Genomic DNA, 16,528 nt, shown 5'->3' on the forward strand with positions numbered 1-16,528 from the left:
GCTGAGTTTGCAAGCACCTACAAAAATATGCAACTTGGCTAATGACACATCACTTTTTATTGTCAATATACAGCCGTCAGCGCTGGCGTTTTCCTGTATTTGAAGAGAACTATTATGAGTGATAAAACAAAAAACAAACCACTACCTTCCTTTATCGAAGAGCGCTTGAACTTCTACATTCAAGACCTGATTACCCAGAACCAAAGCCAAAAGCACTTAGTATTGGGTAAACGCCCCCAGCGCAATGCCGTTGTGATGCAGAGCAATGATTACTTAGCCCTGTCACACAACAAACAGATCCAACACGCCCATCAAGCGGCGATCTGTGAGCACGATGACAATGTGGTGATGTCTGCCATTTTCTTACAAGATGATCAGTCTAAACCCGCATTTGAAACCAAACTCGCTAACTATGTCGGAATGGAGAGCTGTTTGCTTTCTCAATCAGGCTGGGCGGCCAATATTGGGTTACTTCAAACTATCTGTCCGCCAGATACGCCGGTGTATATCGACTTTTTTGCACACATGTCGCTATGGGAAGGTATTCGCGCTGCTGGTGCAATCGCCCATCCATTTATGCATAACAATATGAGTCACTTACGTAAGCAACTAGAACGTCATGGCTCTGGTGTGATTGTAGTCGACTCGGTCTACAGCACAATTGGCACCATTGCTCCGTTACGCGACATCTACGAAATGGCGCAAGAGTTTGATTGTGCCGTCATCGTTGATGAATCGCATTCACTGGGAACACACGGGGAAAATGGTGCAGGCTTAGTTCAAGCGTTAGGGCTCACCAACCAAGTCGACTTCATCACCGTTAGCTTGGCAAAAACCTTTGCTTATCGTGCAGGTGCAATCCTTGGCCCTAAACAACTATCTAGAACCTTGCCGTTTGTCGCATACCCTGCGATTTTTAGCTCAACCGTGTTGCCGCAAGAAGTGATTCGTTTAGAGAAAACCTTGGAGGTAATTAAAGGTGCAGAAGATAAACGAAAAGCATTATTTGAACGCGCTAAATCGCTCACTACAGGCCTCAAACGGATTGGCTTTAACATCCGTAGCGAATCTCAAATCGTTGCGTTGGAGTGCGGTAATGAGAGGAATACAGAACGAGTACGCGATTTCCTTGAACAGCGTGATGTGTTCGGTGCTGTGTTCTGCCGCCCCGCTACGGGCAAGAATAAGAACATCATCCGATTTTCAGTGAATGCCGACATGACACCACGAGACATTGACCATGTGCTCACGGTTTGTCACGAAGCGTACCATCATTCGGAATTAGAGTTCGTATAACTCTGTTCACACCCATTCTATAAACAACAAACGGCAGGACTGAATGGACGCTATCATGTCGCGAAACAAAAAGAGCCCAGCATTTCGCTGAGCTCTTTCTTGTGTTTGTGTTCGCTGACAAAATGGCCGTGCGCTTCAACCTATAGCATTCACTAAATCCAGTGAGCAATCTTATCGAACAGTCGGTTTTTATCTGCCGGTTTGACGATAAAGTCTGACATGCCTGACGATTCCATTTTCTCCAAAGTGACGGGGGAACTATCACCTGTGTGAGCAATGATTGGCACCGAAGAGTACGCTTTATTAGCACCTCGAATTCGGCGAGAAGCTTCCACACCATCCATGATGGGCATTTCGATATCCATGAGAATCAAGTCGATCTCGTCGCTCTCCAACGCGTCTAATGCTTGTTGGCCATCTTCTTTCTGCACAACATCAAAACCCTGCTTTTCCAGTAACATCGCAGTAAAACGGCGCAAAGACTCGTTGTCATCCACCACCATAATCGTTCGCTTATTTGCAGCCTCTAGCGGTTTTGTAGGCGCAGCTGGCATCACGTAATTGGAATCGAAAAGTAAGCGGTCAATGGTCGCTTTGGTATTCAGTAGCCAAACTTGCGTTTCCACCCAAATAGGCTCGAAAGAGATGTTACGCACACGCTTGATAGGATGACGCTCATACAGGTAAATGATTCGCGCCTCAGTGAACGAAAGTAACGATTCAATCCTATCGAGGCAATTAGCTCTTAAATCCAAGCTCTCCATATCAACGAAAATCAAATCGAACTCAAACTGATATTCCTTATTCTGTAGCGCTGACGCCACATCCAAAATCTCTAGGTCAAAACCCATAAAGCGAGATATTTCAGTCATTTTACTGGAAAGCACTGTCTGATCACTGATCATCAGCACCGTCTTGAGTTTAGTCAGTTCGCTCTTGATTTCCTGTACCGAATTGGAAGACAGAGATGGGAAAATCATCGTGAACTGTGTCCATTGATCCACTTCAGACTGGCATTTAATCTCACCACCAAACGAGCGCATGACCTTCTGACAAAATGGCAAACCTAAGCCGTAATTTCCCGATTGGCCCGTGGTATAAAAATCTTGGAAAATGCGTCGAATCACATCACTTGAGATACCCGAACCGTTATCAGTAACCATAATTTGATTGGTCACTTCATCACTGCACATTGTGACATGAATATGGAAATCTTCGGGGCTGCGATGATGGAATGCGTTCTTGAACAAGTTATACATTACGTACTTCAGCAAGGTATCACTACCTAAGAACTCAAAGTTACTCTGTACGTCTAAAGATATCGCTAATTTATCTGTCGCGCGTTTGTAATTAAAGCTGCCTATCGAGTCCTCAACCACTGCTTGAGCTGAATGCTTCTTAAACGTAGAACGAGATACTCGGTTTTCATCGATTGAAGTCAGCAACAGATCAATCGTTTCGTTACCGGAGTGAATGATCTCCATAGCTTCATCACCCACTTCACGCAACTGTATAACTTCTTCACTGCTTAAAGCATATTGCCCTTTGTGATCACCACTTTTAGGGTTCGGTAATATGGATTGCATAACATCAATAGAGGTCAACAAGCCACTTAATGGGTTTCGCATCTCATGAGCAATACCCGCCCCAAAAGATTTCGCCAATGATACCTTGTTCTCATGTTCCACCTGATTGCGGAAGTAGAACAAGTTGCCGAATAAGTAGATAAACAAAAAGATTGGCACGTGCGTCCAGTCCATTGTGAGTTCTAGATAGAAGCCTTGTGCCACCCATGCACAAAACGTCGCAATTCCGATTCCGGCAAAGGTTTGAGCGAACATGACTTTAGTCACGTGTACCAACAAGATATGCAGGAATATGGCCGACATAAAAGACATAACCCAAACGTTAGACCAATTATTCATTAGCAGCATGTAGAAAAAGAAACCTGGCAAACAGATAGTTACAGCGACTTGATAATAAGCCGGAAGGTACTTTCGCCATTCAAATGGGACACGATTGCGAAATATAATGCCAAAGAACAATACCGAGCAAAACAAGCGAAGCGCTAAGTTTTCGTAGGGTTGTGGAAACAAAAACTCCCACACAATGTAGTAAATTGGAAAGCCGACAAAGCCCATCCAACCCACGAGGGTTAGATTCGGTTCTGCGTATTGGTAAACTTTACGAATCGCGTTCATACGAAATACTTTGTTCTCTAAGCCCTGACGTTTATTAATTCTATGATTTAGTTTTTATACTTATATTTTGGCGCCAATTATATTACACATCACCTCCGAGCAGTGAGGTTTCAATCAAATATGTACCAACGCATTTGTTTTTATTTTTAAGCGTAGATAAATAATGCACCCTGCCGACACTTAAATTTAAGTACGAGAGTTTGGTTCAAGGGATGGGCATGCACGGTGTTCCTTTGATAACTGTGTTCAGCTTACCGTTATGTCACTGTTACTCGATGCATTTTCCGTGGTGTATCACCGTAATCAATCACAGCATAATGTTGAGTGACTCTGTTGTCCCATATCGCCATTGAGCCCTTGTTCCATTTGAAACGCACTTGATATTCTGGTTGTCGTGCAATTTCAAACAGCTGGCTAAGTAGCGAATCACTTTCTTCACACTCAAGCTCATTGATGTAACGGGTAAATTGCTCGTTGATATATAGCGTCTCTTTGCCCGTTTCTGGATGAACTTGTACTAAGGGATGCACCACAGGCGGATTTTCTTGCGCGGTTTTCAGCAGTGACTTATGCCAATCTAACTCGATTTGATCCGATTCAATACCTTCAAACGCGACTAATGAATGCGTTGCCGATAAGCCTCTTAGCTTATCTTTCATGCTTTCATCTAATGAATCGAACACTGCAGTCATCGAACACCAAATCGTGTCGCCACCGACATCCGGTATATATTGAGCATGTAATAGAGAGGCTTTCGATGGCAATTTGCGCCAGGTTAAATCGGTATGCCAATAACTCTCCATTGGCGCATTGCCTCGAGTGGTTTCTATCACACTGACTTGCGGTACTTGTTCTACACGTGGGAAGAAAGGATGAACGGGTTCAAGCTCTCCAAACCGTTTTGCAAGCGCTAAGTGTTGTTCAGGCGAGAGGCTTTGCTCATCCAAGAAAATGACTTGATAAGTAACAAGAGCCTGGTACACATCATCTAGTTCACTCTCACTGCAATCCGAAAGATTTAATCCATGAATACGAGCGCCAATGTGAGGTGTAATGGGTTCAATTTTCAACATACTTTCGCTTATCGGTTAAGAGATATTAATGGAGAGTCAATTAGCTACTCGTTATTAAACCGGACAGAACCGATTTTTCTTTCCGTACCACGCAAAATAAAACCGGTTTATTCGAAAAAGAAAAGAGCCCCTACACTGGAGCTCTTTTTGTTTGTTGATACTTCCTGTATCCGTAGACAAGTCCAATCTGTAGTACTTTCACTGAAAGCCAGATCATCGATATCTCCAGTTGTGTATCATCAATAAATCTAGCATACAATCTTCATACTGTTCTGGGACACAACCGAGATAATCAACTCTAGTGCCAAACCATCTCGCCACTCAGCACTTTCGCACCAAGTTCTAAATCGCCTTCCGTAGCCTCAAATTTCGGGTAGGCTTTCTTCATATAATCACTAATATCGACGGATGTTGGATTACTTTTATTCGCCAATGCTTTTTCAATATCAGCCACATAATCCTTCGTGAAGTGAACTGCATTTATCCCTGCTGGCATTTCACCTAAATAGTGACCTGGAATTACAACCTCTGGCTCAAGTGCTTTCATACGCTCTAACGATTGTGACCACTGGCTACGAATCTCTTTCGATGCAGTATCTGCCATCCATACATGTACACCGCTATACACCGATACACCACCAAACACCGTTTTTTCAGACGGAACCCATAGGTAAGCTTGGTGTGTGTTTATCTCTTTCACTTCGATGGTTTCACCTTCGATGCTTAATGTTGTGTCGTTCATCACCGTTGGAACAATCACCTTAGACGGTGCATTACCTTCTAAGATCGGCCCCCAGTATTCAAGCTTTGCATCTTTGGTGCGTTTGATATGAGCGACAACGGCTTCACTGGCAACGACCTTGACGTTGGGAAATGCCGAAACTATTGGTTCCAAACCAAAGTAGTAATCTGGGTCGCCGCTGCTGATGTAAATCATCGATAATTTTTTGTCTGTGGCTTTGATTTGCTCCACCAAATTTTGCCCGTCTGCGACACTGAATTGTGCGTCAAATAGAATCACTTCTTTCTCACCCGAAACCAATACCGAGCTTGCCGGGAATATCGCGCTCTCGCCGGGGTTATAGTGAGTGATGTTCAGATCTGCAGCTAAAGCAACACTTGATGCCAAAACCGTTCCTAGGCTTATGGTTCCTAAAAGCATGCTTTTTGATAACAGGTTTTTCGATAACTTATTCATGGTTTTATTCCGATATTTAGAGTTGAACACCTGCCAACTCGCTGAATGTCCAAACATCTTATTTAATTGTTTTTAGATGAAATAGACATCAAATTAACTTTAACTGTTGCAGTTTTCGGACATATACTGAGGTCGGTTTAATTCTCTAGGCAATAAAACAATGGATAAACTCGAAGCAATGAATGTCTTTGTCACCATAGTGGAACGTGGCAGTTTGAGCGCAGCGGCAGAGCACCTTGATCTCTCACGCACCAAGGTCACTCGTTATTTGGGTGAGTTAGAAACATGGATGGATACACGCTTGCTTCACAGAACAACACGAAGCTTAAGTTTAACCAGCGCAGGTAAAAAAACACTTGAGGTAGCCAGAGAACTTTTGGCACTGGAAGCATCCCTAGCTGGAATCAGAAACCAAAACCGAGAACATTTAAAAGGTCAGCTGCGTATCACTGCGAGTTATTCGATTGTCGATAGCTTCTTGATGGAATCAATCAGTCGCTTCATCGCCAAATGGCCAGAGGTTTCTATCGACATTATCTCGACTGATCAAACCGTCAACCTGGTTGAGTCACGCATTGATTTGGCCATTCGCATTACCAACGAACTCACGCCTAACATTGTTGCGAAACAGCTCGGTGAATGTCGCTCCGTGATTTGCGCGTCGCCACAATATCTAAAAGAGAAAGGCACACCCAAAGACGCGCAAGATCTAGCTCACCACAACTGTTTGTCATTCAGTTACTTTGGTAAAACCGCATGGACGTTTAATGGCCCGAATGGATTAGAATCAGTGCCGATTAAAGGGAACATCAGCGCCAACACCTCGGAAGTATTGCTGTCTGCCACCCTGAAAGGCAACGGGATCAGCATACTGCCCCTCCCTTCAGTCGAATCCTTGATGCGTGATGGCCTGTTAGTACCACTGCTATCTGAATGGCAACCTAAAACGCTCGGTGTTCATGCTATTTATGGAACGCGTAAACAAGTCACTCCGCTGTTAAGAGCATTTATCGACCATCTATCAAGTGAGATGGAACAGTCGAAAAGTTGGTAGAAGTACGATGCCATCAATAAAGAGGAAAACTTGCCATTAGTAAAACTGATGCAGAATTAAATTCATTAATTTTACTTAACTGTCAGTTGCTTCTATCGTGACTGCATACATCATCAATTAGCTTATTAACGCAGGGAAACTGACTATGGCTGCCATTACCGATCTAGACCTCCTACTGAAATCCATGTCACCAGAATTAATCGACGGGAATTATGTTTTTTGCACTGTCGACGGAGCGTTAGCAGACTATGTTCAGCTCAATCCAATCTCGACTTTTCGTGAGAAAGAAGGTTTAACACTGGTTCTGGAAGAAGACGTTGCGACCAAAGCTCAGCTAGACTTCGACGGTGTGTTTAGCCTTATCACTTTATCGGTACATTCGAGCCTTGAAGCGGTTGGATTAACGGCTGCGTTTGCGACAAAGCTTGGTTCATACGGCATTAGCGCCAACGTTGTTGCAGGCTACTATCACGACCATATCTTCATTCAAAAAGACAAAGCAGATGCAGCAATAAGTGCGCTGAAAGAGTTTTCAGAAACAGATTGATAAAGAGTTCTATTACTAACAAATACAAAAAAAGCGACGTAATCTACGTCGCTTTGACTTATTGCTTAGCGCTCACTCACTGATCAGGCATCAGCGAGTAAAACAGTTAAGCAAGCTTAAAAGTAGCCACTTTGTCACTTAAACCAGCGGCTTGGCTTTTAAGTTCGTTTGACTCAGTTAAGCTGTCCTGTGCGCCCACAACCAAGTGGTCAGTGACATCTTTAATGGTCGTAATGTTTTGGGTAATTTCACCCGTCACGTGTGTTTGCTCTTCTGCTGCAGTCGCAATTTGAGTCGCCATGTCGCTAATCAAGGCAACAGACGTATTGATCTCTTCTAGCGCGAGAGAAGCTCGGTCCGCATCTTCTACGGAATGCAGCGCCAGCTTGGAGCTTGTTTCCATCAGTTCTACGGCTTGTGCTGTTGTGCGCTGTAGAACATCGATCGTTGCCTTGATCTCTTCCGTTGAAGAGTGAGTGCGTTGAGAAAGCACACGAACTTCATCAGCTACTACAGCAAAGCCACGACCTTGCTCACCGGCACGAGCGGCTTCAATTGCAGCATTCAAAGCAAGCAAGTTCGTTTGTTCAGCAATGCCTTGAATGGTGGCTAATACAGTCGATATTTCTTGAGCGTGTTTATTCAAATCGCTAATCACACTACCCGCTTCGTTCACTTCATTCGCTAGGTTGTTAATGGAACCTTTAGTGTCGACAACCAATGCATGACCGCTGTTGGTGCTCGCCGCTGAGTCTTGCGCTGCTTTTGCCGTTTGCTCTGCATGCGATGCGATCTCTTGCGTTGCACTCGCCATTTCAGTGACTGCCGTTGCAACCATAGTGATTTCTTGCTGTTGGTGGTTAAGCTCGTCCACAGAACGGTTCGCACGTTGAGCACTTTGCTCTGACTGGCTATTTAACTGTTCTGACTGCCCACGAATATGACCAATCAACAGCTGTAAGCTGCCCACAAAAGTATTAAAGTTATGAGCCAACTCGCCTACTTCGTCTTGATTTTCAACATGAATACGTTGAGTTAAGTCACCACTGCCGTTCGCAATTTGCGCCAGAGCTTGAGACACATGATTTAGTGGACGGAATAGAATGGTACAAAGTAAGTTAAATAGTACCGTACAAACCACAACCACTAGCAATGTCACCAACACTTGACCGATAACAGCGTCAAAGAGTGGCGCCACTAAAGAGTCATGATTCACCACGCTAATCGTAATTAGATTGGTTCCATCAATAGCACGCGCATACAAAACATAATCGCTGCCATTCAACTCTATAGACGTATCTTTGCCGCTAGTTAAAGCCTTCTGTACATCAAAAAAATCCAGCCCAAGCGAGCTAATATCCTTGTTCAACAACTTAGTGTCAGCATGCGTGTAGACCGTACCTTTATTGGTCGCGATGAACATGTAACCTTCACCCGGAAGGATTACTTTTTCAAGGCTATTTAGAATGTCGGTAATTTCAACATCCGCGCCCAATACTACCTGTTGGCCATGCAGTTGCATTGCAGTGCCCAGAGACACTACATTCGCTCCCGTTGCCGCTGCAACCGTAGGGTTATCCATGAAAACCTTACTTGGATTGGCAACCGCATTGGTATACCAGCCCCACAAACGAGGATCATCATTGCCCGGCGGCAGTACTACTCCGTTCGCGTTCTTTTGCGAACCATCAGGAAATGCCAAGAAGACATTATCAAAAGAGGCAGAATCACGAACCTGTTTTAGGTGAGTCACCAAGCTTTCTTGCTTAGACTCTTGCGACAAAGAGGTCAGCGCACGTTCTTTGGATAAGATCCAATCCGATACATATTGATTGTAAGAAGCCGATGCGCCCTCTAAACGCTGTTCAACTTCAATATCTAGTCGTTGCAATGAAGCACGAAAAGACAGTGCCTCAACCAAAATCCCCCCCAGGATAATGGCCATACTGGCTGAAATCGCCAGCTTATTTTTAAGCGAGAGTTTCTTGAACATAGGAAACCTATAATTTGGAAATAAAAGTCCGTGGCAACAAGTTTGTTGCCAAAACGGCTTGCAAGCGCGATATATTTTACGCCTTAAAATAAATTAAGAAACCGGCTAACGAATTGAATTATTGATATATGTGAACGAGGGCACGTATAGGGGCACATTCATCGAGTAAATATCATCCCCCTCTACGCCAAATGAGATCAGGCAACCTTTTGGCTGCAGCACTTATTGATTGCGCTCTATTTTCTCGGCATGCTGTAAACCTCAAAATAAAAAGGACTAAACGTATGACGTTCAGTCCTTTTTATTTATCTCAAATCTAACTAAATAGAATCTTCACTTCCTCTCAAGTCAATATTTATACTCGAATACTTAGATTGCTGAAATTCTTTAAATTACTGGCCTATAAAAACAGATATTTTTAATGAGTAGACTATTGAACCATCGATTATTTATACAGCACGCTTTATATTTATCAGCCTGTTTTTTGGGGTGTTACCTACGAGAAAAGCCAATCGCTAATAAGGCTTAGACGAATAAATGTGTTTGGTTAGCTTCATTCGATTAAGTTAATTGAGCGGTTTAACCTGTGTTACCAACGTGAGCGGTATGAGCGATGACAGCTCTTGCAAGTATCTTGTGCTGCTTCTAATCCTGATTCCGCAAGCGATACATCACCTTGTTGACTGCCTTGGAAAAGCTCCTGAAACCCCTGGTCCATTTGTGTTAACAGACGATGGAATTTTTCAGGTTGCCTCCAAACACTCTCTTTTGCTTTACTCCCCTCGTGACTGCCTTCCGGAAATAACGTCAGCAATGATTGGCTGTGACTCGTTAGCTCTAAGCTCGTTTCTTCTAGTGTCTGCCAATTCGTATCATTGCCATCTAAAGTGTCGCTGGCTTTCTCTACTAAAGTTTCGATTTGCGTAAATGCGTGTTGACGCTGTTCAATTTGGTTTGAGTAATCGGGTAAATCATCGCCTTGTTCAGCGGTAGCATAGGTACTGAGTAGAACTGTTGTAGTACACAGTAGGCCCGTCATTATCTTGTTCATATCTCTCTCCGCTACGTTTAGCTTTTGTTGTCTAGTTTCAATAGTTCGTTTCTATGTAGTGTCTTGCTTTGATGAACCTAATTTACACAACAACAGTTGCGTGTGCAACTATTGTTGTGTAAATTAGTGCAAGTCAAATTGATGCTAAGTAAATAAATACAACAGAGAGAATGACGTTATGAAAATTTGGGATCTATCAACTCGCCTATACCACTGGGCTCAAGCAGCGCTTTTCATCGGGTTAATGGCGTCTGGCATTTCAGGCAATGGTCCCCACGTTCAACTAGGGCTAGCACTGATTACCTTAATTATCTGGCGATTAATTTGGGGATGGGTTGGTAGCGAAACGAGCCGATTCAGACAATTTTTGCGATCCCCAAAATCAGTGGTTCGCTATTTACTAGGAAAAGAAAGTGCTAAACCTGGTCACAACCCTGCTGGGGGTTGGATGGTTGTGACGCTACTATCAGCTTTATTCTTTCAATGTGTTTCTGGCTTAGCCTTAGCTGGCCTTCTTGATCACTTACCCTATGCAAGTATCTGGTTGAATGATTCAGTTTTTACCTTGCTAGAAAACATCCACCTAGCCATGGTAAAAGTGCTCCCGGCTCTGGTTGCTATACACATCTTTGCCGTTCTATTCTACAAATTACGTTCAAAGCCATTAACTTGGGCAATGATCACTGGTTTTCAAACACGAATGCAATTTGATGGCCGCGTAGCATTTGTTTCGCAATGGCGAGCGTTGTCCGTACTTACTTTAGCTGCAATGCTTACCGTTACTCTGGTTGCATTAGCGTAAATAAAAATAGGTGTAATTTGGTACACCGGAATGAATCAATGACTAAAATACTTGATAGCGAGCACACCGCTTGTTGGTTGATCCATGTAATCGCAAACAGCACAGCAAAGAGATTTGACTTTGAGCTTAAAAAACATGGATTAACTGTCGCGCTTTGGCCCACCTTGATGTGTTTATGGGAACAGGAAGGAATAACTCAACGAGCAATAGCTCAGAAATCCAAGGTAGAAAACTCGACTACAACTCGAGCCTTGAATAAACTCGAACGTCTTGGTTTAATTGAACGACGACCCGCCCCAAGTAGCCGTCGTTCTTTCAATATTTATTTAACATACTAGAGCCGGATGAACGAAAATAGATGATCCATTTGCTTAAAAAAATAGTATCTCGAATATAGCGCAATTAACCAAAACGCTGCGACACCATGATATTAAGCTGCTAAGAGGCTGATAAATAGGACAAGTAAAGTCCTGAATCGAACGTGAAATAGGCTCATAGATGTCGTTGATGTCACATGTCGTTACACTGCATGATACCTTAAGGCTTTACATCTTGGGCGAGGTAAACAACAATCCCTGAGAATAAATCCATAACATAATGTATTTAGAAATTATGAGTAGTACAGAAAATAAAAAATCGAGTCCTCTTTTCGAAGTCGTCTTTAACGTCCTTCTTCCTTCATTCATCTTAATGAAATTCAGCGGAGATGAGCACCTAGGAACGGGCTTAGCTTTGCTTGTTGCCCTTGCCTTCCCTATTGCTTATGGTGGCATGGAGTTAATCCGCAATAAGAAGTTCAACTTCATCGCTGCGCTCGGCTTTGTCAGCGTGCTATTAACCGGCGGTATTGGTTTCTTCGAACTAGACACTCGTTGGTTAGCACTAAAAGAAGCATTAATTCCTGGTCTAATTGGTTTAGCGGTACTTGGCTCAACGTTCACTCGCTATCCGTTTATCCAAAAAGTTATCTTCACGCCAGCTCTGTTAAATATCTCTCTTATAGAAGAGCGCTTGAAGCAGTTTGGTAAGCAGGCTCAGTTTGATCGTTGCCTAATGACATCCAACTACCTATTCGCGAGTACTTTCGCATTTTCTTCAGCTATGAACTACTTCCTAGCGACTTGGATTGTGACAAGCCCTGCTGGCACCGCTGCCTTTAATGAAGAACTTGGCAAGCTGACACTTTACAGCTACCCAGCAATCGCTATCCCAAGCATGCTGATGATGTTAGGTATTTTCTACTACATTTGGCGTCAAGTTCGCACGATGACATCACTAGAAACAGAACAAATTTTTATTACTAAATAGTTCTGAATGAACAAATCGCTCTGACTGCACAACAAAAAGCCCAGCAATTAAGCTGGGCTTCTTTGTTTTTGCTGTTTCGTTCGTCAACGTGATAGATGACAGCCTCAATTTGGATTATGAATCGATCGGGCAACCCTAATGCTCTTTTCTCACGTAAATTTGGGCAACATGTCTATAAACCAATAATAATCAATGAATTGCATTGATTGAACCGACAGATGCTTTTATAGTCAATTCTGTTGGTTACTTTACAAAGCTCTACCCAATCACTGACATTATTTCAGTTGCTGTTGATAAGATCGCATAAGCTAGGTGCTAAAGGTAGACGCCAGCCGTACTCAATAAGGAATATAGATTATGAACAAATCTCAATTAGTTGAACACATCGCGACTTCTGCAGACATCTCAAAAGACCAAGCAGGCACAGCACTAAATGCGCTAGTTGAAGGTATCTCTACTTCGCTTGCTAACGGTGATGACGTATCGATCCTTGGATTTGGTAGCTTTAAAGTTAACTCTCGAGCAGCTCGCACTGGTCGTAACCCGCGAACCGGAGAAGAGATTCAGATTGCTGCATCAAAGACGCCAGCATTTAAAGCGGGCAAGGCACTAAAAGAGACGTGCAACCTGTAACACAGAAAACACAAGGAAGGTTACGATGACGACTAAGGAAAAAGCGAAAACGAGCCGAAGCAAAAAAGCAGGTAAGTCGACTAAAGCGCAAGCCGAAACGCCTAAGACTCGTCAACGAATTGAAGAGCTTCTCGAAGAGCGTGAACTGGCCAAACTGTTAGAGCTTTAGTTTATGTAAGTACTATAGTTTATATAAGAACTAAAGTTTAGGTTTAAGCAAAGTGATAGTTTGTTATCGTTCTAATGCCACTGCATATTTGTAGTGGCATTTTTGATTTAGGAGCAAGCGCCTCCAATAAATAACATTGATACCCATACCCCTTCCCACTAAAGCGACAAACACATCTGCCCAAAATCTGAACGCTAAGTAACTGATTGAGTTACATAGCTATACATATCCATACTTACCCAAATCACCTTTTTCACTATCATCATTTTCTTGTTATTGGTGAGATTATTGGAAGGGTTCATGACACGACTGTGTTCGAGCAATCCTTCTTCTTTGAGGTGATTATGAATGTCGTTCGCATGGGGATTGAAGCAAATACCCATAAAAATAAGGGTAAGTACAAAGCGATAGTTAAGTTTACTATTCGAGCCCTGTTTTATTATTCAGCTACTCGAAAAATGAGTGATAATTTCAACTCTGAAGAGAGAAAGTTATTATTTATCAAACAACCCAACTTCCTTTCTAAATTTGTCACTCCCTACTTATGTACTGGCTTTAGCAATAAAGAAAAGATCGATATCTTATCCAAACACTACGACTGGTTTGAAAACACCTTCGCAACAGAAGCTAGACACCAAATCTATAACGAAAGGCTCAATCTTTTAAAACTTGAGATAGATGACAACGTTTATCTAGTTAATCTCAGCTTTGAAAGAAACGCGAGAAAAGAAGGTGAACTCACAGTTTCATTGACCAATTCTCAACTCGAAAAAATGTATACCATTTCGTTTACTGTTTTCGACAACAACATCTACATCGGCGGTATACAGGGTGGCGCCAATGACAATGGATTTAGCCGCACATTCACCAAAGCTTTTTACGGTTTAAGGCCTAAATCCTTCATGGTAGAAACACTACGACTGCTCGCTATTAACTTGGGTATCGACAATATCTATGCGGTAAAAGAATCTGGTCATGTGTCGAACTCATTACGCTACGGTAAGAAAAACAAAGACATCAGCCTTAAATACAACAGTCTGTGGGAAGAGCACGATGGACAGCTGCATGATGACTATTTTTATAGTATCCCGACAAACCCGAACAGGAAAGATCTTGAAGCTCTAAAACGTCAAAAGCGTAAGTTGTATCGCGAACGTTATGCCTGGCTAGATCAGTATGAACAAGATCTGAAGAACGAAATGAGCCGTCACGCCCAACCCTTCATATGTAGTACCAACAATTGAACTAGCGACGGCCAGTTAATTTAGCGCAGTGACTTAACCCGGCATCTGATCTGGCTGTTAAGATGCCCCATCCAAGTAAGCTCAACCGAACAAAAATATAAAACCTCGCAATTGCGAGGTTTTATATTTGCGAGCAAAGCTAAAACTAGTTCAAATCTGAATTCACAGTTTAGCCTCTCATCAAAGTAGCGAGTCACTCACTCTATGAGTTTAAAATCGAGCCACTCCTTTTCTTAACTCATTCAAGCTAAGTACACTTTGTTCATACTGCTTTTTACTGTCTTCCATTAGTTCGTGTGAAGCTTCAGCTTTACTATGGATGGAAAGAATATTCTGGTTAATCTCTTCTGAGACATTCACTTGCTCTTCAATAGCGACGGCGATCTGGTTATTCCTATCAACTACTCCCTGTACCTTTTCACTCAACAAAGTGAGGCTTTCTAGAGTCGATTTAATCGTTGTTTGAGTGCGTTTCGCTTTTTCAGTGCCATTATTAACGGCCGTTACTGACTGACCACTGCCTGTGCATAGCTTTTCAATAACCGCTTGAATCTCTGTAGTTGCTTCCTGTGTTTTTTGAGCTAGCACTCGTACTTCATCCGCCACTACCGAGAACCCTCTTCCAGAGTCGCCCGCTCGTGCAGCTTCTATCGCGGCATTGAGGGCTAACAAGTTAGTTTGGTCTGCAATCGCGTTAATCATCTCAATAACGGAGCTTATTTGCTGTGTCTCTCTCTCTACAGACAGCGATATTGTCGATATGTTGTCTAATTCATTAGTCAACTCGACAAAGTTTTCTTCTACTTGGTTTAGTTCGTTCTGACAAGATAATAGTTCTTGTTGGGTGCTAAAGGTGGAATCTAGAGTCCCTTGTGCATTTTGAGAGATTTCACTTGAAGCCGCCTGCATTTCATTAATAGCTGTCGCTGCCATATCAATTTCTGTTTTCTGACTTTCAAGATTTTCAGACACCGTTGCGTTCGACTCAGCTGTTTTATTCGCCTGCATTAGGGTTAATTCACATGAATCACTCACCGAAATTCGTATTCTGCCTAATAACGCTTTCGCATATTGTTTCCGCACCTTCATTCCTAAAGCAATTTCGGAGAGATCATCCACCTTACCAAAATAAATATGCTCCATTAGGGGATTATCGAATTCACTTTTCGCTATTTTACAAATACTCTCCAAACGACGCGTGAGAATATAAATTGACACAGTCCCTCCGAAAAAGAGCAATGAGAAACTTTGTAGTACAGTTAGAAATTGGGTAATATGGAGTGCATAAACAACTCCTATTAATAATAAGGATATAAAAGTTTGACGCTGCCAAAGCCTTGTTTTGGGTAATATGAGTTTGAGTGGTGTTTTTCCTTTATTTAAAATTCTATACGCTTTTTCTGCTCGTTCAACATATTCTCTTTTTGGTTTAAACCGAACCGACTGATATTCAACAATCTCGTTGTTTTCTTTTAACGGAGAAGCAAAAGCATCAACCCAGTAATAGCCACCACCTTTTCGTTGGTTTTTTACCATACCCATCCAGTTATTTCCTAACTGAATATGACCCCATAAGTCTTTAAATGCGGCTTTAGGCATATCACCGTGACGAACTACATTGTGATATTCACCTATTAGCTCTCCTTCTTTGTAGCCTGCTACTTCGTTAAAGTGTGGGCTTGCGTACTTGATCTTGCTTGAAGGGTCTGTCACTGAAATTAAATTGTACGACTCTGGGTAATCATACTCTTGCTCTACCATAAAATGCTTCCCTGTTTAAACTAGATAACAATCAACTTGTTGTGTGGCCATCCATATCACACGGTGCTGAAAGTAAAGGCACTTGCTGCTCACCTCATTGACTCAACGGCAATTCGCTATTGAGTCAACGAAATTTTCACTCAGCAAGAGTAACACCACCAATATCAATGCCATCAATTTCATAATGATGTTAGATAA

14 protein-coding genes and 1 pseudogene are annotated in these 16,528 nt (G+C 42.6%); 9 read left to right on the forward strand and 6 right to left on the reverse strand.

The window, feature by feature from the left end:
* Positions 1-114: 114 nt before the first annotated feature.
* The gene (cqsA, locus tag FTW16_RS12055; protein ID WP_146491245.1) at positions 115-1,296 is read left to right on the forward strand and encodes an alpha-hydroxyketone-type quorum-sensing autoinducer synthase; all 1,182 of its coding nucleotides are present in this window, start codon (positions 115-117) and stop codon (positions 1,294-1,296) included.
* A 152-nt stretch (positions 1,297-1,448) separates the two neighbouring features.
* On the opposite strand, the gene FTW16_RS12060 is transcribed toward cqsA, so the two are convergent.
* The 3 genes from FTW16_RS12060 to FTW16_RS12070 all read right to left on the reverse strand — a co-directional run bounded on the left by FTW16_RS12060 (position 1,449) and on the right by FTW16_RS12070 (position 5,768).
* Positions 1,449-3,497, reverse strand: a complete 2,049-nt coding sequence (locus tag FTW16_RS12060; protein ID WP_146491246.1) for a response regulator — start codon at positions 3,495-3,497, stop codon at positions 1,449-1,451.
* Between the two features lie 257 nt (positions 3,498-3,754).
* Entirely contained in the window at positions 3,755-4,570 is an 816-nt protein-coding gene (locus tag FTW16_RS12065) for a TauD/TfdA dioxygenase family protein (protein ID WP_146491247.1), read from the reverse strand.
* A 298-nt stretch (positions 4,571-4,868) separates the two neighbouring features.
* Positions 4,869-5,768, reverse strand: a complete 900-nt coding sequence (locus tag FTW16_RS12070; RefSeq protein ID WP_146491248.1) for a Vmh family MBL fold metallo-hydrolase — start codon at positions 5,766-5,768, stop codon at positions 4,869-4,871.
* A gap of 160 nt (positions 5,769-5,928) precedes the next feature.
* Between FTW16_RS12070 and FTW16_RS12075 the strand changes: the two genes are divergently transcribed.
* Together FTW16_RS12075 and FTW16_RS12080 are read left to right on the forward strand one after the other, a co-directional pair.
* Positions 5,929-6,822, forward strand: coding sequence for a LysR family transcriptional regulator (locus FTW16_RS12075; protein ID WP_146491249.1), 894 nt, complete (start codon positions 5,929-5,931; stop codon positions 6,820-6,822).
* 145 nt (positions 6,823-6,967) lie between these two features.
* Complete coding sequence (locus tag FTW16_RS12080; protein WP_146491250.1) at positions 6,968-7,369, forward strand: ACT domain-containing protein; 402 nt, start codon at positions 6,968-6,970, stop codon at positions 7,367-7,369.
* A 106-nt stretch (positions 7,370-7,475) separates the two neighbouring features.
* On the opposite strand, the gene FTW16_RS12085 is transcribed toward FTW16_RS12080, so the two are convergent.
* Together FTW16_RS12085 and FTW16_RS12090 are read right to left on the reverse strand one after the other, a co-directional pair.
* On the reverse strand, positions 7,476-9,362 hold the full coding sequence (locus FTW16_RS12085) for a methyl-accepting chemotaxis protein (protein ID WP_146491251.1): 1,887 nt from the start codon (positions 9,360-9,362) through the stop codon (positions 7,476-7,478).
* A 589-nt stretch (positions 9,363-9,951) separates the two neighbouring features.
* Positions 9,952-10,413: a cytochrome c gene (locus FTW16_RS12090; protein WP_146491252.1), complete on the reverse strand. Its 462-nt coding sequence runs from the start codon at positions 10,411-10,413 to the stop codon at positions 9,952-9,954.
* Positions 10,414-10,591: 178 nt separating this feature from the next.
* On the opposite strand from FTW16_RS12090, the gene FTW16_RS12095 reads away from it, so the two are divergent.
* The 6 genes and pseudogenes from FTW16_RS12095 (at position 10,592) to FTW16_RS12120 (ending at position 14,569) form a co-directional block, all read left to right on the forward strand.
* The gene (locus tag FTW16_RS12095; protein WP_146491253.1) at positions 10,592-11,215 is read left to right on the forward strand and encodes a cytochrome b/b6 domain-containing protein; all 624 of its coding nucleotides are present in this window, start codon (positions 10,592-10,594) and stop codon (positions 11,213-11,215) included.
* 38 nt (positions 11,216-11,253) lie between these two features.
* A pseudogene (locus FTW16_RS12100) lies at positions 11,254-11,547 on the forward strand (MarR family winged helix-turn-helix transcriptional regulator); the annotation flags it as partial.
* Between the two features lie 280 nt (positions 11,548-11,827).
* Positions 11,828-12,523 (forward strand): VC0807 family protein, encoded by a 696-nt coding sequence (locus tag FTW16_RS12105; RefSeq protein WP_146491254.1) that lies wholly within the window; start codon positions 11,828-11,830, stop codon positions 12,521-12,523.
* Between the two features lie 357 nt (positions 12,524-12,880).
* Positions 12,881-13,156, forward strand: coding sequence for an HU family DNA-binding protein (locus tag FTW16_RS12110; RefSeq protein WP_017059113.1), 276 nt, complete (start codon positions 12,881-12,883; stop codon positions 13,154-13,156).
* Positions 13,157-13,181: 25 nt separating this feature from the next.
* Positions 13,182-13,325, forward strand: coding sequence for a hypothetical protein (locus FTW16_RS24500; RefSeq protein WP_017059112.1), 144 nt, complete (start codon positions 13,182-13,184; stop codon positions 13,323-13,325).
* A gap of 344 nt (positions 13,326-13,669) precedes the next feature.
* Positions 13,670-14,569 carry a VirK/YbjX family protein gene (locus FTW16_RS12120; RefSeq protein ID WP_146491255.1) on the forward strand — a complete coding sequence of 300 codons (900 nt, stop codon included), beginning with the start codon at positions 13,670-13,672 and terminating at the stop codon, positions 14,567-14,569.
* Between the two features lie 210 nt (positions 14,570-14,779).
* Here FTW16_RS12120 and FTW16_RS12125 read toward each other — a convergent pair whose 3' ends face one another.
* Positions 14,780-16,330, reverse strand: a complete 1,551-nt coding sequence (locus FTW16_RS12125) for a PAS domain-containing methyl-accepting chemotaxis protein (RefSeq protein WP_146491256.1) — start codon at positions 16,328-16,330, stop codon at positions 14,780-14,782.
* Between the last annotated feature and the right edge of the window lie 198 nt (positions 16,331-16,528).

The sequence above is a fragment of the Vibrio sp. T20 genome (assembly GCF_007858795.1).
Classification (GTDB): Bacteria; Pseudomonadota; Gammaproteobacteria; order Enterobacterales; family Vibrionaceae; genus Vibrio; species Vibrio satsumensis.